The following is a 19,463-nucleotide window of genomic DNA, read 5'->3' as shown; positions in this document are numbered from 1 at the left end:
TTTATTTTTTTTGTCTGAAATTATTAATCTGTGCTTATCAGCATAAATCCGTAAAATCTGTGGGCAAAAAAACATCAAACATAAAAAAATCGCAAAGATTTTAAACCTTTGCGACTTTGTAACTTTGAACCTTTGTACCTTATATAATTAGAAATAAAATCCGAAAGATCCTTTTATTGCAAATTTATGAGCATCGGGCATATCTAAATAATTTCCTCTCCACGAAAAATCAAGTCGGAAAACTTTAAAGATGTTTCCAATCCCGGCATTATATTCCCAATACACATTTTCTGGTGCATTATAAGGAAGCCCTGAAGCGTTTATTTCACGATTGGCTTTTGAAATAGTTCCATGAACGGCTCTAACTCCTATAAATTCTCTCCAATTTAATTTTCTCATGAATGGAACTCTGGCAAACAATCTTCCGCCAAAATCATGATTCCACTGCAAAGTAGTGTATTGATCTGTTACAAATTCGTAGAAATTTAGGTTACTAAACGTATTTTCGATTGTAAAATAAGTCTGGTTTCCCGGAATTACGCTCATTAATCCTAACGGAATTGTTCCGAATGTTTTTCCTGTTTCTAAAATAATATTAGATCTTCCTAAAGGCCCAATAATAATAGGCTGTTTGTAGAAAATCTGAATTTTTTCGTAAGCAAAATCGCTGTCTAAAACTCCTTTAAGACCATAACTGAAGTTTACAAAGAAATGACTAAAAGGGCTGTCAACTAAATCTCTTTCAACACCATAACCAATCGTTTTACGGTTTGGCATATATTCAAACTGAATATTCGCTTCTGACTGCTTTACATCGCTTTTTATAACCCCCATTGGATCTGTTGCTGTTGGTAAAGTCGTATAATAATCTAAACTAAATGTTTGCGACGCCGATTCTAATGTTCTGTAGGAGAAACCTGCCGAAACAATAAAATTCTTTTTCGGTTCCATTTCAACAGAAACATTGCTTAAATTAATATTCGTAAGCTTTCCGTTACTTCCAGTTGTAAACAAGGCAGACGATGCGAAACTTCGTCCTAAAATATCATTCGTAGTAGTTAAACTGGCTCCAATTTGTTCAATATCGCGCCTGTTTCCTCCAGAAATAATAACTCGGTTTTTTTTGTCAACCATCCATTTACCAGAAACTCCATATTTGAATTTACTATCATCAAAACCATAAGCCGTATACGCTTGAATACGCCATGGATCATTTGGTCCAAAATACGTTCTTCCTCCTGCTCTCAATCTCAATCCTTCGACTTCGTTGTATCCAAATGTAGAGAATATAGGTCCAAAATCGAAGTTCTTAAACTCGACATAACCGCTCCCTAAAATCGAGACGAGACTGTACAACTGCTTGAATCGCTTAACGGTTTGTAACGTATCGAGCATTTTATAAATACCCGCTTCATCTTTATTTAATTTCTCAAAACGATTTTCTTCCCAAAATTCAGGCGGTCGTTCATAGACCGCATTATCTATAAAATTGACTTCCTCTTTATAGAATTTCTCTGGTTTTTGAATGTTGAATTTATGATTACGGTACAAGGTCGTCCGTTTTCCATAAACTCCTTTTGATTTCTCCTTTTTATTTAAAGCAAAATCAGACATCATATAATCGCGGGTCAATAGAAAAACAGAATCATTTTCTACATCAAATTCCTGCTCAATATAAATATCCTTTACCCAGTTAATATTAGCGCTTTTAGTAACGCCCATATTAATCTTTTTGATGGCAAATGTGGTATCGTTTACCCAGAAATCTCCTTTAAAAGTCAACTCGTTTTTACGTCTTGGATAAAAAACAATATTATAACACCATTTTTTATCGACATAAGCACTGTCTTTCAGTACGTAATTGTAAACATCAATTCCGGTTCTTGAAAGCGGGCTGGTAAAACTTTTATCAAAAAATTTAAGGTGATTATCGTAAATATTATAATCTGAGTAAAGGTCTTTTACGAAAGCTAAAATTTGCTGATTCCCATTAAAACCAGACATTTTATTTCCGGTAAGATTTTCTTTTACCTTCTTTATTTTATTATCTCCGTAAACATCATAAACTGATTCGTTGATAAAAATTGGCAGATACGTTTTACCAGTAACATCTGAAGTATCAACATGATTAAAAACAAACTCCATTCCTTTAAAAAGTTTATTTTTCATGAAAGCACTGTCAATTGTGTTCATATCAAACTCAACCTTCTCATACTTTTGCATTTGATATTGGTTGAATTGGTAAAGTCCGTTTTTACGTTTTCTTTCCCATATTTTTCTCAAAATATCAATTGCCGGATTATTCTTTTTTGACGTTTTTCCAGTAAAAATCACAACTTCGCTTAAGGCTTCAGGTTCGCTTAAAACGATTTTAAAGTTATAATTTACCGCTTTTTCCAAAGGAACTTCTTTATCTGAAAATCCCGCAGAACTTATCAATAAAGCAGTATAAGTATTTGGCGATTCCAAATAAAAACGTCCGTCTTCATTAGAAACGATTCCCGTGTTTGAACCTTTAAAAACAACATTTGCAAAAGGTACCGGCTGATTCGATTTGTCCAAAACAATTCCACTCACTTTAGTTTGTGCAGTAGCAATAGCCGCAAACGCGAATACAAAAAACAGGCTGAGTAAAATTATTCTTTTCATTTGTCTGGGCAAAAAAAAACTTCATCAATTAACTATGAATGATGAAGTTTTGTGAGTATTTTAAATATGTATTATTTGTATAATACTTTTTTAACTGCTTTTACTACATCACCAGCATTTGGCAGCCAGTCTTTAAGTAATACTGGCGAATACGGTGCAGGAGTATCTGCTGTTGTAATACGTTGAATTGGCGCGTCAAGGAAGTCAAAAGCTTGCTCTTGAACGATATATGTAATTTCAGAAGAAATACTTGCAAATGGCCAGGCTTCTTCAAGAATTACTAAACGGTTTGTTTTTTTAACAGATTTAAGAATAGCATCTTTATCCATTGGACGAACAGTTCTTAAGTCGATAATTTCACAAGAAATTCCTTCTTTTGCTAATTCATCAGCAGCGATAAAAGCTTCTTTAATAATTTTTCCAAAAGAAACAATTGTAACATCTGTTCCTTCACGTTTAATATCAGCAACTCCTAATGGAATTGTATATTCTCCGTCCGGCACTTCACCTTTATCACCATACATTTGCTCAGATTCCATGAAAATTACCGGATCATTATCGCGAATTGCAGATTTTAAAAGTCCTTTAGCATCATATGGAGTTGAAGGCACAACAACTTTAAGACCCGGAGTATTTGCAAACCAGTTTTCTAAAGCTTGTGAGTGAGTAGCTCCTAATTGACCAGCAGAAGCTGTTGGTCCGCGGAAAACGATAGGCACATTAAATTGCCCTCCTGTCATTTGACGCATTTTAGCAGCATTATTTATAATTTGATCAATACCAACTAAACAAAAGTTGAAAGTCATATACTCAACAATTGGTCGGTTACCGTTCATTGCAGAACCTACTGCAATTCCTGTAAACCCAAGCTCAGCAATTGGAGTATCTATTACTCTCTTTTCGCCAAACTCAGCAAGCATTCCTTTTGAAGCTTTGTATGCTCCGTTATATTCTGCAACCTCTTCTCCCATTAAATATATGGATTCATCGTGACGCATTTCTTCGCTCATCGCTTCACAAATGGCCTCTCTAAATTGTATTGTTCTCATATTTTTTATTGTATGTTGAATTTTCTGAAGAGCAAAAATAAATATTTTAAATAACTTAAAAGCATAAATTGAATTTAAAATCGCATGAAGTTCTTACGTTCTTTTGCTTTTAACTTTTTAAAGTTAATTGTGATATTTACGAAAACGATATAATAACGTATAATCAACACTTAATAGCCCGAAATATTTTTTTAGACAAAGTTTTATCTATTTGTTTAATTCTTCTCTCTTCCAAATTCTCTGATCAAAACGTAAAAAGTAAAAAATTAGTATTTATCTCATAAAAAAATAATTAGCAGTAAGCCTTCAAACATTGCAAAATTACTAACAATCAGATAAAAAGAGTGATTTTTTATTTTTATATCCCAATGAAAATCATCGAAAACCACACAATCTTCGAAATCGTAATAGTTTTCAAAAATATTATGCATGCATAGTATAATTATTCCAAATTAAATTCTAAATTTGTAAAAGCATATTATAAATTCAAAATATATACTTATGAAAATACTAGTTTGCATCAGCCATGTGCCTGATACTACTTCAAAAATCAACTTCACCAACGGTGACTCAGAATTTGACACCAATGGCGTACAATATGTAATTAACCCTAACGACGAATTTGGCCTTACACGCGCAATTTGGTTCCAAGAACAACAAGGTGCAAATGTAACGGTTGTAAACGTTGGAGGCCCAGATACTGAACCAACATTGCGTAAAGCTTTAGCAATTGGTGCTAACGAAGCAATTCGTGTTAACGCAAATCCAACTGACGGTTTTTTTGTTGCTAAGCAACTAGCAGAAGTTATTAAAAACGGCGGTTACGATCTTGTAATTGCTGGAAAAGAGTCTTTAGATTATAATGGAGGAATGGTTCCTGGAATGATCGCCGGAATCACAGGTTCTAACTTCTTAAACTCTTGCACATCTTTAACAGTTGACGGAAATAACGTAAAAGCAGTTCGAGAAATCGACGGTGGAAAAGAAACAGTAAGCACTACTCTTCCATTAATTATTGGCGGTCAAAAAGGTCTTGTTGAAGAAAAAGATTTACGTATTCCGAACATGAGAGGAATTATGACAGCAAGAACTAAAGCTTTAACTATTCTTGAACCAGTTGATGCTCCAGCAAATACAAAAGCAGTAAAATTTGAAAAACCAGCTCCAAAATCAGCGGTGAAATTAGTTTCTGCAGATAATTTAGATGAGTTAATCAATTTATTACACAACGAAGCGAAAGTAATCTAGTAATCAGTTTTCAGTCGAAGTTTTCAGTTTTACAAAACTTGAAACCTGAAACTTTAAACCTCAAAACAAAAAAATCATGTCAATATTAATATATGCAGAATCTGCAGAAGGAAAATTTAAAAAAGTAGCTTTCGAATTGGCTTCTTATGCAAAAAAAGTAGCCGAAAGTTTAGGAACAACTGTTACAGCTTTAACTGTAAACATTAGCGACGTAAGCGAATTAGCAAAATACGGAGTTGATAAAGTTTTAAAAGTAAGCAACGATAAACTAGCTGGTTTTACTGCTAAGGCTTACGCCGATGTAATCAAACAAGCAGCTGAAAAAGAAGGCACAAAAGTAGTTTTACTTTCTTCTACAACAGACAGTATTTATCTTTCATCATTAGTTGCAGTAGCTTTAAATGCCGGTTTTGCATCAAATGTTGTTGGATTACCAGTTAGCACTTCTCCATTTCAAGTAAAAAGAAATGCATTCTCAAATAAAGCTTTTAATATCACAGAAATTTCTACAGATGTAAAAGTTCTTGGATTGGCTAAAAACTCTTACGGAATTTTCGAAAGTGCAGGATCTGCATCTGAAGAAGATTTTAATCCAACAATTGGAGACAATGACTTTGGAGTAAAAGTAGAATCTGTAGAAAAAGTGACTGGAAAAGTTTCTATCGCTGATGCTGATATCGTAGTTTCTGGCGGACGTGGATTAAAAGGTCCAGAAAACTGGGGATTAATCGAAGATCTTGCTGCTGTTTTAGGTGCTGCAACTGCATGTTCTAAACCAGTTTCAGATTTAGGATGGAGACCTCACAGCGAGCACGTTGGACAAACAGGAAAACCAGTTGCAACTAACTTATACATTGCTGTAGGTATTTCTGGAGCGATTCAGCACATTGCCGGTATCAACTCTTCAAAAGTAAAAGTAGTTATTAATAACGATCCTGAAGCACCTTTCTTTAAAGTAGCTGATTACGGTATTGTAGGTGACGCTTTTGAAATTGTACCACAATTAACAGAGAAATTAAAAGCTTTTAAAGCACAACATTCTTAATTCAAGAATTCTTTTCAAAATATAGCTGCCTAAAAACAAGATATTGTATCTTTGTTTATAGGCAGCTTTTTTGTTCCATATTTTTTGATTAAAATTGCACTTTCATTTTCCAATCAAAAAATCTTTAAAATGAGGCGCTAAGTGCCTTTTTTACAAACATATATGAGTCTAGTTAAATTATCCATAAAAGGAATTTCATACAGTCAAACTCAAAATGGCGCTTATGCCCTAATTTTGAATGAAGTTGATGGTGAAAGAAAATTACCTATCGTTATTGGGGCTTTTGAAGCCCAATCGATCGCTATTGCCTTAGAAAAAGAAATTAAACCACCGCGTCCGTTAACACACGATTTATTTAAAAACTTTGCAGAAAGATTTGATATAGTTGTAAAACAAGTTATCATTCACAAATTAGTTGACGGCGTTTTCTACTCTAGTTTAATCTGCGAAAGAGATAAAATTGAAGAAATTATCGATGCCCGAACTTCTGATGCAATCGCTTTGGCTTTACGTTTCAACGCACCGATTTTTACTTATAAAAACATTTTGGATAAAGCAGGAATTTATCTAAAATCAAACACTTCAGATTCTGATCAGGGTGCTCAGGAAATCGACGATGTGCTTTCTAATCCAGAAACTTTTGGACACGAAGAAGAAACCAATCAATCTGGCGAAGTGTATTCAAAACACAGTTTACAAGAGCTAAACGAGCTTTTAGATCAAGCCGTTTCTCAGGAAGATTACGAAAAAGCAGCAAAAATCAGAGACGAAATCTCTAGACGATAATTTTATGTTTAATCGTTCAACCGTTTATTCGCTCAGTCGATTAAACGATTATAACAATTAATCGAATAAACACACTAATGAAACAATACTTAGATTTAGTAAAACACGTTTTAGAAAACGGCAATCAAAAAGGAGATCGTACCGGAACCGGAACAAAAAGTGTTTTTGGTTATCAAATGCGTTTTGATTTAAGTGAAGGTTTCCCAATGGTTACAACCAAAAAGGTACACTTAAAATCGATCATATACGAATTACTTTGGTTTTTAAAAGGCGATACTAACATAAAATACCTTCAGGAAAACGGAGTAAAAATATGGGATGAATGGGCAGATTCCAATGGTGATTTAGGACCTGTTTACGGTCATCAATGGCGTAATTGGAATAGCGAAGAAATTGACCAGATTTCTGAATTAATTACTGAATTAAAAACGAATCCAAACAGCCGTAGAATGCTGGTTTCTGCATGGAATCCTTCGGTTCTGCCAGATACTAAAAAATCTTTTGAAGAAAATGTAGCTAATAATAAAGCGGCGCTGCCTCCTTGTCATGCCTTTTTTCAATTTTATGTAGCTGCTCCAGATTTAGAAAAAGGAGAAACTAAAGGAAAGTTATCTTGCCAATTGTACCAGCGAAGTGCCGATATCTTTTTGGGCGTTCCTTTTAATATTGCTTCTTACGCATTGTTAACCATGATGATTGCACAGGTTTGTGATCTGGAAGCAGGCGATTTTATTCACACTTTTGGTGATGCACATATTTACAACAATCATTTTGAACAATTGGAATTACAATTAACGCGGGACCCAAAACCATTACCAAAAATGGTTTTAAATCCAGAGATAAAAAACATTTTTGATTTTGATTTTAATGATTTTACGCTCGTAGATTACGATCCGCATCCTGCCATAAAAGGAAGTGTTGCTGTATAAATTATAAAAAAATCCGCTTAAATATTTAAGCGGATTTTTTTAAACGGCCACAACCCCATTTTCACTTCCGGCATAATCATTCCATTTGTAAAAATCAGCTTCTGGGTCATTAACATACGCTCCGTCGATTACATACTTAAATTCGTAAATCGCATCTTTCACCAAGTCATAAGTGGCTTTAAAAGTTCCGTTTTTCAACTTGCTTAAAACTCCTTCTGAAGCATCCCAGTTGTTAAAATCGCCAACGACTGCTGCCGAATCAGCATCTTTAGCGTCAATAGAAAATGTGACTTTAACAACAGGTTTCGTTTTGATAAATTGTTTCTTCAAAGACATAACTATTTAGTTTTTAGATTTATATCTCTAAAATTAAGTAAATTCCGTCAAACATAGAATAATAGACAATCGATTTACGATAATACCAAAAACAGCGTATGTTTTTAATTACATCCATAATTTAAGATACTTAAAATTTTGTATTTCAAATTGATAAGGCATTTTATAACAAATATTCTACACCCAAAATATTGTCTTTCAAAAATAAATTTTAACTTTATAATCTCATTTTTATCTTATGGAAAAAGAAGCGCACGAACAATATGAGTATGCCCGAAGACGATTAAGACAAAAAAAAGTCTTATATTTTCATTTTGTTCTTTTCCTTTTAGGGAGTTTATTTTTATTCATTGCCAATAGATTTTTTGGTTTTGGCGAAGGAACAACTCAAAACTGGTGCGTCTGGGGCATTACCATCTGGCTTTTTATTTTCATTTTACATTTCATAAAAGTGTATATCACAGATCGCTTTATGAACAAAAAATGGGAAAGAGAACAAATTGACAGACTTGTTGCTTTACAGCAAAAAAGAATTAGTCAATTAGAATCGAAAATAAACGAAGAAACTGAGAATAAAATTTAGTTACAGCATACCATGATTATAGTGATAGCGGCTGTTGCCGAAAACAATGCTCTTGGAAAAAACAATGAGTTAGTATGGCATCTGCCAAATGATTTTAAGAGATTTAAGTCGCTTACGACTAATCATCATATTATTATGGGAAGAAAAACTTTTGAAAGCTTCCCAAAACCTTTACCAAACAGAACACACATTGTTATAACACGCCAAACCGATTATAACCCGGAAGGGTGTATTGTGGTTGACAGTATTGAAAAAGCTATTGCAGCCTGTCCTGAAAACGAAGATTCGTATATTATTGGAGGCGGTGAAATCTACAATTTAGGTTTGCCTTTTGCCGATATAATTGAAATTACCAAAGTACACCATACTTTTGATGCAGATGCTTTTTTTCCAAAATTCAGCAAAAGTGAATGGCAGTTAGTAGAATCTGAAGAAAATTTTAAAGATGAAAAACATCTTTATGATTATACTTATGAAACTTACATTAGAAAATAAATAAAAAAACATCCTCTTTTGGAGGATGTTTTTTAGAAAACGATTGACTCTTGACTTGCTCAAGAAATAGTTTTTGTAAAAATCACAAATGTTAAAAAGAAACACTTGAAATAACTGAATAACATTTAATGTTAATTGAGATAAATCTCAAAAACGCCTTTAACAACAAATACCACTAAGATATTAAAGGCAAGAAAATTAAAATTTCCAAAAACAAATTTAATCCTAAGAACGTACTTCGCACTTTTAAAATAGTATTCCCCCAAGAACAACACTTTAAAAACTACTTACCTGAACAAATGATTACCAGTGCAAAAAAAGCAACCATCTGATTAAGTCAATTCAAACTATCAATCATTTAAAAACTTTTATCATTTTTACTTCAACAAAGTTGTGCATAAAATCAGCGCGGTACAATACCCACTTTTAGTGATTTTTTCAAAATACCCACTTTTGGTGATGCCTTAAAAAATAATGCAAAACTTGATTTGAGCTTTTGTTTTAAAACATTTAATTGACATTTTAAAAAACTCAATTACAGTTAAACTAGATTGTTTATATTTGCGTAAATTATAATAATGTCTGAAAAAATAACTCCATATAAAGACTCTTCTTTAGGTAAAAAAGAGCAGGTCGCTCAAATGTTTGATAACATTTCTGGGAACTACGATAATTTGAATCGCGTAATTTCATTTGGTATTGATACTAAATGGAGAAAAAAAGTATTGAAAATAGTTTCTGATTCTAAACCAAAAGTAATACTGGATATTGCTACAGGAACGGGTGACTTAGCCATTTTAATGGCACAGACTAAAGCCGAAAAAATTATTGGTCTTGATATTTCTGCCGGAATGCTTGAAGTTGGAAAAAAGAAAGTAGAAGAAAAGAAATTATCTAATGTTATTGATTTAGTTTTAGGCGATTCTGAAAATATTCCTTTTGAAGATAATTACTTTGACGCAATTACAGTAGGTTTTGGCGTACGTAATTTTGAAAACTTAGAAAAAGGTTTTGCCGAAATTTTACGAGTTTTAAAACCAAACGGGGTTTTTGTAATTCTGGAAACTTCTGTTCCTGATAAAACACCTTATAAACAAGGATATAAATTTTACAGCAAAAATATACTTCCACTTATTGGAAAATTGTTTTCGAAAGACAACTCAGCTTACGGATATTTATCTGAATCTGCAGCAGCGTTTCCTTACGGAGAAGCCTTAAACAATATTTTAAGAAAAACTGGGTTTATAGATGTTGTAGCAATGCCGCAAACTTTTGGTGTAGCAACCATTTATTCAGCATCTAAAAAATAGTATGAGAAAAATTGTAATCGTCATTTTATTGGTCTTAACGACAAAAGGATATTCTCAATTTGCTAAAAGCATGTTTAGCAAAGACCCGATCATTAACCTCGAAAACTGGCAGAAACAACGCCTGTATTTTGGTTATTATTTAGGATTTAACAGCTTTGACTTTAAAATCGATTACAAAAATCCTGTACAGGAAGATATTGAGGTAAAAAAAACAACTGGATTTAATGTGGGTGTTGTAGCAGATTTAAGACTTCAGGAATATATTAATTTACGTTTTGAACCTGGTTTGTATTATACAAAACGTGATTTAAATTATCCAGACTTTACCCTTCAAAAAGACTATTTACGTGAAGTAAACAGCACTTATATTCACTTTCCGTTATTATTAAAATTTTCGTCATTACGAACAGGAAACATACGTCCGTATTTACTTGGAGGAATGTCGACTACTTTAAATTTATCTAGTAATTCAAAATCTACAGATGATAACTTTGAGGGTAAATTTAGAGTAAAAAAATGGACTGCCGCTTATGAGTTAGGTTTTGGAATTGATTTCTTTACAGAATACTTCATCTTCTCTCCTTCTATAAGAGGAATGTTTGGTATTACCGATGAATTAATTCGCGATAAACCTATAAACGGTCCTAGTCCATGGACAGACAACATCGATTCAATGAAATCTAGAGCAATTTTAATAAATTTCACATTTCATTAAAACAAAATATTAACTATTTCGTTTAAATTCACTAAGAATAATTGCTGTTGCTGTAGCTACATTTAAACTTTCGGTTTTTTGCAGCTCTCCAAATCTTGGAATTGTGAGTCGGCTGGTTACTGTTTTTTCAATCTCTGCCGAAATACCGTTGGCTTCATTACCCATAATAATGATTCCGTTTTTCGGTAAAATCGATTGGTAAATATTGTCGCCGTCCATAAATGTTCCAAAAACAGGAAGTTTTGTCTGACTTATAAAGGTTTTAAGATCAACATAATTCACGTTTACTCTGGCGATAGATCCCATTGTGGCCTGCACTACTTTAGGATTATAAATATCGACTGTTTCTTTAGAACAAATGATTTGTCTTATCCCGAACCAGTCACAAAGACGCATTATTGTACCCAAATTTCCCGGGTCGCGAATATCGTCTAATGCCAAAATTAAACCTGAATTTATAATTTGATTTTCAACAGGCATTTTAAAAACCGCCAAACAAGAATTTGGAGTTGTCAAAGCACTTATTTTTTTTAGTTCTTGTTCATTAATAAGAGTACGTTTTGAAGATTGAACTGCTTCAAAATCATTTAACGTGGTGTATAAATGTTCTAATTCAAAATTGGATTGCAGCAATTCCTGAATTACTTTTACTCCTTCGGCAAAAAATAATTGATTGGCAAAACGCTGCTTTTTTTGATGTAAACTTGATATAAGCTTTATTTGGTTTTTACTAACCATAAAATAATGTACTTTTGAATTAAATATTAAAAAACACTTGAAAAATAATTCCACAAAAATAACAGCATTTATTCTAATAGCAATACTTATTTGCGCTTGTAATGCTGTAAAAAGAGTTCCGGATGGAAAAAACCTTCTTGTAAAAAATAATATTCTTGTAAACGGAAAGTCTACAAATGATGAAAATGCATCTAATCAAATGTATCAAAAACCCAATGGTACATTATTAGGGTACAAACTTCGATTGAATTTATACAATTTAGCTAATTTAAATCCTGACTCGACTTATCAGGCAAAATTTAAAAATAATCCCGGTTTATACGAGCGTCAGGCTAAAATATTATCTGCTAAACAAGTAGATAGACTCGGCCAGTCTTTTTTATACAAAGGAATTCATGAATTTTTAAAAAACACGGGAGAACCGCCTGTAATTATTGATACGGCAAAAACAAAAAAATCTTTATTACGTTTAAAATTCTACTATTTTAATAATGGCTATTTTAACGTATCAACAGATTATACAATAGACAGCATTGCCAGAAAAAAAGCCCAAATAAATTACAACATTACAACCGGACCTGCATATACGCTTGATACTATAAAAACCAAAATATTAACTCCGGCTCTGGATTCATTATATAAAACGAGCAATGAACCTTCATTTTTAAAATCAGGAAATCAATATAAAACTTCTGATTTTGAGGAAGAAAAAAACAGAATTACAACGTATTACAGAAATCATGGTGCTTATTTTTTTCAGCCTACTTATGTTACTTTTGACATTGACACAATTGGTAAAAAAAACAAAGCCGATGTAACTTTAATCATCAATAACAATAATATTCAGGAAAGAGATTCCAGTAGAACCGAGCCTTTTAAATTATACAAAATCAGTGATGTAAATATTTATACTGATTATTCTCCTGCTAATTCAAAAAGCCAGATTAATGACAGCACAACTTATAATAACTTTAATTTGTACAGTTATAAAAAGCTGAAATATAAGCCTCGTGCTATTACAGATGCTATTTTTATTACTAAAGGAAGCACCTTTTCGGACACAAGAACTACGCTTTCTTCCCGATATTTAAATAATCTTAAAATATTCAATTATCCTTCGATACAATATGAAGTCGACAAACGCGATTCTACAGCGCAGTCTTTGATTGCGAAGGTTTATTTAACTCCAAGAAAAAAATACAGTTTTGGCGCCACATTAGATCTTACGCATTCTAATATTCAGGATTTTGGTATTGGAGCCAGCATTTCAGAAACGATTCGTAATGTATTCAACAGGGCAGAAACATTAGAAATTTCGGCACGTGCTAATATTGGTTCATCAAAAGATATGGCGAATCCAAACGATAACTTTTTTAACGTTTCGGAATATGGATTGGATTTAAAACTAAATTTCCCAAGAATTCTGATGCCATTTGGAACAGAAAAAATTATTCCGAAAAGAATGATTCCTTCTACTTCAATTGCTGCAGGTTTCTCTAAACAGCAAAATATTGGTTTAGATAAGGAAAATTTTACCGGAGGAATCGCTTACAACTGGTCTCCTAAAAGACGTAATACTGTAAAGTTTGATTTATTGAATGCACAATATGTTCGAAACTTAAATCCGAATAATTATTTCAATGTTTACAAATCTTCTTACAATGAATTAAATGGTATTGCACAAAACTACAATACTATTGATTCGAATCTTGATGACAACGGAAACTTACGAATTCCAGATGGAACAACAAATTTTACAAATGAGGTTTTAACCAATCAAACTGCTTTAACACCGGGAATGTCTCAATATAAAGACGTAGAAAGTATTGAAGAAAGAAGGGTTCGTTTGACCGAAAATGACTTTATTCTTTCTACAAGTTATACGTTCACCAAAACCACTAAAACCGATTTAGCAGACAACACTTTTTATCAGTTTAAAACTAAATTAGAATCTGCGGGAACATTATTATCTGCGGTTTCAAGCATTGGAAAATTAACCAAAAATGCAAACGGGAATTACGAAATATTCAATTTAGAATATGCTGAATACATAAAAGGAGAATTTGATTATATCAAACACTGGGATTTTGGAAAAGAAAAAGTACTGGCTGTAAGAAGCTTTTTTGGAATTGCAATTCCGTTTGGCAACTCTAATTACATTCCGTTTTCACGAAGTTATTATTCTGGAGGTTCAAACGACAATAGAGCATGGCAGCCTTACTCACTTGGTCCCGGAAGCACAAATGCTTTAAACGATTTTAACGAGGCCAATATGAAGATTGCACTTAGTGCCGAATTTCGTTTTAAAATCTTTGGTGATGTTAAAGGAGCACTCTTTGCAGACGCCGGAAATATCTGGAATGTGCTCGATAATGTGATTGATGACAAGGCAAGATTTAACAACTTAAACGATTTAGATGAAATTGCTTTGGGTTCAGGATTTGGTTTACGATACGATTTAAGCTTTTTTGTTATTCGCTTAGATTTAGGCTTTAAGACCTATAATCCGGCGCATGACAAGGGAGACAGATGGTTTAAAGAATACAATTTTGGTCACTCGGTTTTAAATTTTGGAATAAATTATCCGTTCTAATGCTAATTAATTCTTATTTTTGCAACCTAAAAACTAAAAACAACTATAAAAAAAATTACAATGGCACACAACATTAAACCTGGAGTAGCTACAGGAGATCAAGTTCAGGAAATTTTTAATTATGCGAAAGAAAAAGGTTTTGCATTACCTGCAGTAAACGTTACTGGGTCTAGCACAATCAATGGAGTTCTTGAAACTGCAGCAAAACTAAATGCGCCAGTTATTATTCAATTTTCAAACGGAGGAGCACAATTTAACGCTGGAAAAGGTTTATCTAACGCAGGCGAAAAAGCAGCTATCGCTGGTGGAATCGCCGGAGCAAAACACATCCACACTTTAGCAGAGGCTTACGGTGCAACTGTAATTTTACATACTGACCACTGTGCAAAAAAATTATTGCCTTGGATCGATGGTTTATTAGATGCTTCTGAAAAACATTTTGCAGAAACAGGAAAACCATTATTTAGTTCTCACATGATCGATTTGTCTGAGGAGCCAATCGAAGAGAACATTGAAATCTGTAAAGAATATTTGGCTAGAATGAGCAAAATGGGAATGACATTAGAAATCGAGCTTGGTATTACAGGTGGTGAAGAAGATGGCGTTGACAACTCAGACGTAGACAGCTCAAAATTATACACTCAGCCAGAAGAAGTAGCTTATGCTTACGAAGAATTATCTAAAGTAAGTCCTAAGTTTACAATTGCTGCTGCTTTTGGAAACGTTCACGGTGTTTACAAACCAGGAAACGTAAAATTAACTCCAAAAATCTTAAAAAATTCTCAGGATTTCGTTCAAAACAAATTCAACACTGGACATAATCCAGTTGATTTCGTTTTCCACGGAGGTTCAGGTTCTACACTTGAAGAAATCAGAGAAGGAATTAGCTACGGAGTTATCAAAATGAACATCGATACTGATTTACAGTTTGCATACACTGAAGGAATTCGTGATTATATGGTTAAAAACATTGACTATTTAAAATCACAAATTGGTAACCCAGAAGGTGCTGATGCTCCAAACAAAAAATATTACGATCCAAGAAGATGGGTTCGTGAAAGCGAAGTAACATTCAACGCAAGACTTGAACAAGCTTTTGCTGACTTAAACAACGTGAATACACTATAATAAAAAGTTTCAAGTTTAACGTTTCAAGTTTCAGGTTTCGCAACTTGAGACTTGAAACCTCAAACAAAAAAAACATTCAATATGGCTTGGTTTAAAAGACAAGAAAAAGGGATTACGACCGCGACAGAAGATAAGATGGACGTTCCGAAAGGATTGTGGTACAAATCTCCAACAGGAAAAATTATTGATGCAGACGAATTAGCAAGAAACTTATTCGTAAGCCCTGAAGATGATTTTCACGTTCGAATTGGAAGCGCAACCTATTTTGAAATTTTATTCGACAACAACGAATTTGTTGAGTTAGATAAAAACATGACATCAAAAGATCCTCTGCATTTTGTGGATACAAAAAAATATGCAGAAAGATTGAAAGATGTAATGGAAAAAACTCATCTTAAAGACGCTGTACGTACGGGAGTAGGAAAATCTAAAGGAAGAGAACTTGTAATTTGCTGTATGGATTTTGCCTTTATTGGCGGGTCTATGGGAGCTGTTGTAGGGGAAAAAATTGCAAGAGGTATTGATCACGCGATCAAAAACAAACTGCCTTTTGTTATGATTTCTAAATCTGGTGGAGCTCGTATGATGGAAGCTGCTTATTCTTTAATGCAATTAGCAAAAACTTCTGTAAAACTAGCTCAATTAGCAGAAGCTAAGTTACCTTATATCTCTCTTTGTACAGATCCAACAACAGGAGGAACAACTGCATCTTACGCAATGTTAGGAGACATTAACATCTCTGAGCCGGGCGCTTTGATTGGTTTTGCTGGTCCACGTGTTGTACGTGATACTACAGGAAAAGATTTACCAGAAGGTTTCCAAACTGCTGAATTTCTTTTAGAGCACGGTTTCTTAGACTTTATCACGCCTAGAAAAGAATTGAAAGATAAGATCAACTTATATATCGATTTGATTCAAAATAATGATATTCGATAGTTTTCGAACTTCTAAAACATATAAATCCCATTCGCTTTGGCTGATGGGATTTTTTTATATCTTTATTTAAATCTTATTTCTATGGCGAGAGTTTTTATTGGTTTCATGGTTTGTTTTCTTCTTTTGAATTGCACTAAGCAAGAAGAAAAGATTGTAATCAAAAACAAACCTTATATTATTTCGTATGAAAATGAAAAATTCGATAAGTATGCTGACTCATTAAAGAAAAACAGCAATACAGTAGCACTACGACCTAAAGGATTTTATGGCGAAAGCCAGCTTATTATTGATAAACAAGGTGATTTTTATTATTATCAAAATAGATATATTGGAATTGGCTGTGGCACAGGTAGAGAAAATGATACACTACCGTATTTTTTGGATTTACAACCAAAAGATATTATAAAAGTACCTCAAACAAGTATAAGTGATTTTTTATCAGAAAACATTCTAAGCAAAGAGAAAAATAGGCGAATATTAATTGTTGCATCTCAAACTGACACTATAAAAAACACTTCATTTTTCAATTTTATAAATAAAAATAAACTGCAAGCTTATGCAATTAGAAGAACAACGCAAGAAGAAGATACTGTTTTGAAATACAAGAAAAATAATTACTCTTACTTTTCAGTCGAAATTAAATGGGACAAGTCAAAAATTAAACTTCCTAAATAAAATGTATCGTTCCTACGGAACTTCTGAATGCGGGATTTCTATTCTCCAACGGAATAAATTTCGTTGCTACCGACATTTCGTTTCTACGGAATATTTCCTGACTTGTAATTTCAATCTCAACTGATTAATACTTGTCTGAAAAATTGTATTTTTGTTATTGCAATAATAGTTTTATCCCAAGCGAACTATTAAAAAATGTATCTTACAGAAACGGACTTGTTTTTTACCAAAACCAATTTTTATTAAAGCATTATAAATATCTTTGAACTATGAGCACAGCAACAAAACCAAATCATATAGGACGAAAAATAAGCCGTATTCGTGAACTTAAAGATATGAAGCAGGAAGCTCTTGCGCAGGCTTTGGGTACAAATCAACAGTCGATTTCTGCTATGGAAAACAGCGAAACCATAGAAGATGCAAAACTTGCAGAAGTAGCAAAAGCACTTGGTGTTAGTGTTGAAGCAATAAAAAACTTTACCGAAGAAAATATGATAAATTATTTTAATAGTTTTTATGACAATAGCACTAGTACTGGAATAAATGGAATGTTCAATCCAACTCATTGTACATTCAATCCATTAGATAAAGTTATTGAACTTTATGAGCGTATGCTGCAGTCGGAAAAAGAAAAAGCTGAGTACTTGGAAAAATTATTAAAAGATAAATAAGGTTTTCAAAAACGTATTGAATTCTACAAAAAATCCCAAGAAATTGCTTCTTAGGACTTTTTTTATTTTGATTCTTCTGCATAAACATATTGATCTATATCAATTCCCAAATTCAATCTATTTATTCTAGAAATTATTTTATCATTGAGATGAATCCCATTGTTTCCATTAATGCATTGATATATACAAATAGAAATAATTGCATTTGCTTTTTTTTGTCAAGTTATATGACCCCCGTTAGTATCTTCCTCCAAGCTGGTCAAAAACAAACATTCTTTACATTCCCGTTCTAATCGCTTCAACCGGGTCTAAATTTGCAGCAGAAATTGCAGGCAGGATTCCGGATATCAACCCAATAAGAGCTGCTAAAGTTGTACCCAAGATTATATTTCCAAAACTTAGTACAAATTCAAAATCCAATGCTTTTGTTAAGATAACAGCAATTGCCCAAACCATCAATAAACCAATAATACCGCCAATTACAGAAAGAATTATAGCTTCAAATAAAAACTGAAACAATATAAATCTGTTTTTGGCTCCCAATGATTTTTGGATTCCAATTAAATTCGTTCTTTCTTTAACCGAAACGAACATAATATTGGCAATTCCGAAACCGCCTACCAAAAGAGAAAATCCACTGATAATCCATCCTACAACATTCATCTGTCCCAGAATTCCATCAATAAAATCAGTAAAACCAGAAAGCACGTTGATAAAGAAGTTATCCATTTCGCCGGCTTTCATACCGCGGATTGCTCTTAACTTTTGTGCTACTTCAGCTTTATAAGCTTCCATATCTACACCCTTTGTTGGTTTTAAAACAATTACCGGAGTCATGGCATCGCTGTCGCCATACATTCGGCGTAAAAAGTTTGCCGGCAAATAAACCGAAGTATCATTACTGTCTCCAAAAAAACCTGCTCCTTGTTTTGCAATTACTCCAATTACGGTAAAACGCTGTCCGTAAAGACGAATGTTTTTTCCAAGCGGATCCATATCTCCAAAAAGTCCCTGAGCAATTTCATACCCTAAAACAATAACGGCTGTTCCCGAGTTCGATTCGGATTCGTTGTAAAATCTTCCTTTATCAAAACTTAACCCATCGATATCGACCATTTCAAAAGAAGACGGAACGATGTTTACATCTGCAACCGTTTTCGAATCGTACTTTAAAGTTTCATGATTTACAAAAAGCTGGTAACCTACCTGATCTGTATTATTTATGGAATTTTTCAATCCTACGTATTCATCATATTTTACATTTGGAAACTGCTCTCTCTTCCATTGTGGAATTTCCGATGGTCCAAAGTTGAATTTCATTAAATAAATCGTATTTTTATCTAAGCTGCTCAAATCTTTAGAGATTTTTTTATCTAAAGAATCAACTGCAGCCAAGACGGCAATTATTGAAAAAATACCAATTGTAACGCCTAATAACGACAACAAAGTACGTAGTTTATTATTTCGCAAAGCGTTTATGGCAAAGCTTAGACTTTCTTTTAATAATCTTAGATAAAGAAGCATATAGTAGTATTTTTCAATCAAGTAAAATTCAATAATTTAAAAACAAAAACCTA

18 protein-coding genes are annotated in these 19,463 nt (G+C 33.1%); 13 read left to right on the top strand and 5 right to left on the bottom strand.

Features of this window, described 5'->3' with window-relative positions; genetic code table 11:
* Positions 1-147: 147 nt before the first annotated feature.
* Together L1276_RS09910 and L1276_RS09905 are read right to left on the bottom strand one after the other, a co-directional pair.
* On the bottom strand, positions 148-2,649 hold the full coding sequence (locus L1276_RS09910; protein ID WP_253787305.1) for a DUF5686 and carboxypeptidase-like regulatory domain-containing protein: 2,502 nt from the start codon (positions 2,647-2,649) through the stop codon (positions 148-150).
* 71 nt (positions 2,650-2,720) lie between these two features.
* The gene (locus L1276_RS09905; protein WP_071636151.1) at positions 2,721-3,698 is read right to left on the bottom strand and encodes a pyruvate dehydrogenase complex E1 component subunit beta; all 978 of its coding nucleotides are present in this window, start codon (positions 3,696-3,698) and stop codon (positions 2,721-2,723) included.
* Positions 3,699-4,199: 501 nt separating this feature from the next.
* Between L1276_RS09905 and L1276_RS09900 the strand changes: the two genes are divergently transcribed.
* The 4 genes from L1276_RS09900 (at position 4,200) to L1276_RS09885 (ending at position 7,706) form a co-directional block, all read left to right on the top strand.
* Positions 4,200-4,946, top strand: a complete 747-nt coding sequence (locus L1276_RS09900; protein ID WP_253787303.1) for an electron transfer flavoprotein subunit beta/FixA family protein — start codon at positions 4,200-4,202, stop codon at positions 4,944-4,946.
* A gap of 76 nt (positions 4,947-5,022) precedes the next feature.
* Positions 5,023-5,991, top strand: coding sequence for an electron transfer flavoprotein subunit alpha/FixB family protein (locus tag L1276_RS09895; RefSeq protein ID WP_253787301.1), 969 nt, complete (start codon positions 5,023-5,025; stop codon positions 5,989-5,991).
* Positions 5,992-6,153: 162 nt separating this feature from the next.
* The gene (locus L1276_RS09890) at positions 6,154-6,777 is read left to right on the top strand and encodes a bifunctional nuclease family protein (protein WP_253787299.1); all 624 of its coding nucleotides are present in this window, start codon (positions 6,154-6,156) and stop codon (positions 6,775-6,777) included.
* 77 nt (positions 6,778-6,854) lie between these two features.
* Positions 6,855-7,706, top strand: coding sequence for a thymidylate synthase (locus L1276_RS09885; RefSeq protein ID WP_253787297.1), 852 nt, complete (start codon positions 6,855-6,857; stop codon positions 7,704-7,706).
* Positions 7,707-7,745: 39 nt separating this feature from the next.
* Here L1276_RS09885 and L1276_RS09880 read toward each other — a convergent pair whose 3' ends face one another.
* Complete coding sequence (locus L1276_RS09880; protein ID WP_253787295.1) at positions 7,746-8,042, bottom strand: isoamylase early set domain-containing protein; 297 nt, start codon at positions 8,040-8,042, stop codon at positions 7,746-7,748.
* Between the two features lie 238 nt (positions 8,043-8,280).
* On the opposite strand from L1276_RS09880, the gene L1276_RS09875 reads away from it, so the two are divergent.
* The 4 genes from L1276_RS09875 to L1276_RS09860 all read left to right on the top strand — a co-directional run bounded on the left by L1276_RS09875 (position 8,281) and on the right by L1276_RS09860 (position 11,145).
* Positions 8,281-8,625: a 2TM domain-containing protein gene (locus L1276_RS09875; protein ID WP_253787293.1), complete on the top strand. Its 345-nt coding sequence runs from the start codon at positions 8,281-8,283 to the stop codon at positions 8,623-8,625.
* Between the two features lie 12 nt (positions 8,626-8,637).
* Complete coding sequence (locus tag L1276_RS09870) at positions 8,638-9,120, top strand: dihydrofolate reductase (protein WP_253787291.1); 483 nt, start codon at positions 8,638-8,640, stop codon at positions 9,118-9,120.
* 578 nt (positions 9,121-9,698) lie between these two features.
* Complete coding sequence (gene ubiE, locus L1276_RS09865; RefSeq protein WP_253787290.1) at positions 9,699-10,430, top strand: bifunctional demethylmenaquinone methyltransferase/2-methoxy-6-polyprenyl-1,4-benzoquinol methylase UbiE; 732 nt, start codon at positions 9,699-9,701, stop codon at positions 10,428-10,430.
* Position 10,431: 1 nt separating this feature from the next.
* On the top strand, positions 10,432-11,145 hold the full coding sequence (locus tag L1276_RS09860) for a porin family protein (protein ID WP_253787288.1): 714 nt from the start codon (positions 10,432-10,434) through the stop codon (positions 11,143-11,145).
* Positions 11,146-11,154: 9 nt separating this feature from the next.
* Here the strand turns inward: L1276_RS09860 and L1276_RS09855 are convergent, their stop codons facing one another.
* The gene (locus tag L1276_RS09855) at positions 11,155-11,883 is read right to left on the bottom strand and encodes an RNA methyltransferase (RefSeq protein WP_253787286.1); all 729 of its coding nucleotides are present in this window, start codon (positions 11,881-11,883) and stop codon (positions 11,155-11,157) included.
* Between the two features lie 37 nt (positions 11,884-11,920).
* Here L1276_RS09855 and L1276_RS09850 point away from each other — a divergent pair, with 37 nt between their 5' ends.
* The 5 genes from L1276_RS09850 (at position 11,921) to L1276_RS09830 (ending at position 17,886) form a co-directional block, all read left to right on the top strand.
* Positions 11,921-14,476: a BamA/TamA family outer membrane protein gene (locus L1276_RS09850; RefSeq protein WP_253787284.1), complete on the top strand. Its 2,556-nt coding sequence runs from the start codon at positions 11,921-11,923 to the stop codon at positions 14,474-14,476.
* A gap of 60 nt (positions 14,477-14,536) precedes the next feature.
* Entirely contained in the window at positions 14,537-15,604 is a 1,068-nt protein-coding gene (fbaA, locus tag L1276_RS09845; protein ID WP_110305799.1) for a class II fructose-bisphosphate aldolase, read from the top strand.
* Between the two features lie 81 nt (positions 15,605-15,685).
* Positions 15,686-16,540, top strand: coding sequence for an acetyl-CoA carboxylase, carboxyltransferase subunit beta (gene accD, locus L1276_RS09840; protein WP_026728501.1), 855 nt, complete (start codon positions 15,686-15,688; stop codon positions 16,538-16,540).
* Between the two features lie 81 nt (positions 16,541-16,621).
* On the top strand, positions 16,622-17,215 hold the full coding sequence (locus tag L1276_RS09835) for a hypothetical protein (protein ID WP_253787282.1): 594 nt from the start codon (positions 16,622-16,624) through the stop codon (positions 17,213-17,215).
* A gap of 269 nt (positions 17,216-17,484) precedes the next feature.
* Entirely contained in the window at positions 17,485-17,886 is a 402-nt protein-coding gene (locus tag L1276_RS09830; RefSeq protein WP_253787280.1) for a helix-turn-helix transcriptional regulator, read from the top strand.
* Positions 17,887-18,162: 276 nt separating this feature from the next.
* On the opposite strand, the gene L1276_RS09825 is transcribed toward L1276_RS09830, so the two are convergent.
* Positions 18,163-19,410: an ABC transporter permease gene (locus tag L1276_RS09825; protein ID WP_253787278.1), complete on the bottom strand. Its 1,248-nt coding sequence runs from the start codon at positions 19,408-19,410 to the stop codon at positions 18,163-18,165.
* Between the last annotated feature and the right edge of the window lie 53 nt (positions 19,411-19,463).

It is taken from the genome of Flavobacterium sp. HSC-32F16, assembly GCF_024171645.1.
GTDB lineage: Bacteria > Bacteroidota > Bacteroidia > Flavobacteriales > Flavobacteriaceae > Flavobacterium.
The sequence above is the reverse complement of the archived record's forward strand: the minus strand, read 5'-3'. Positions and strand labels throughout refer to the sequence as shown.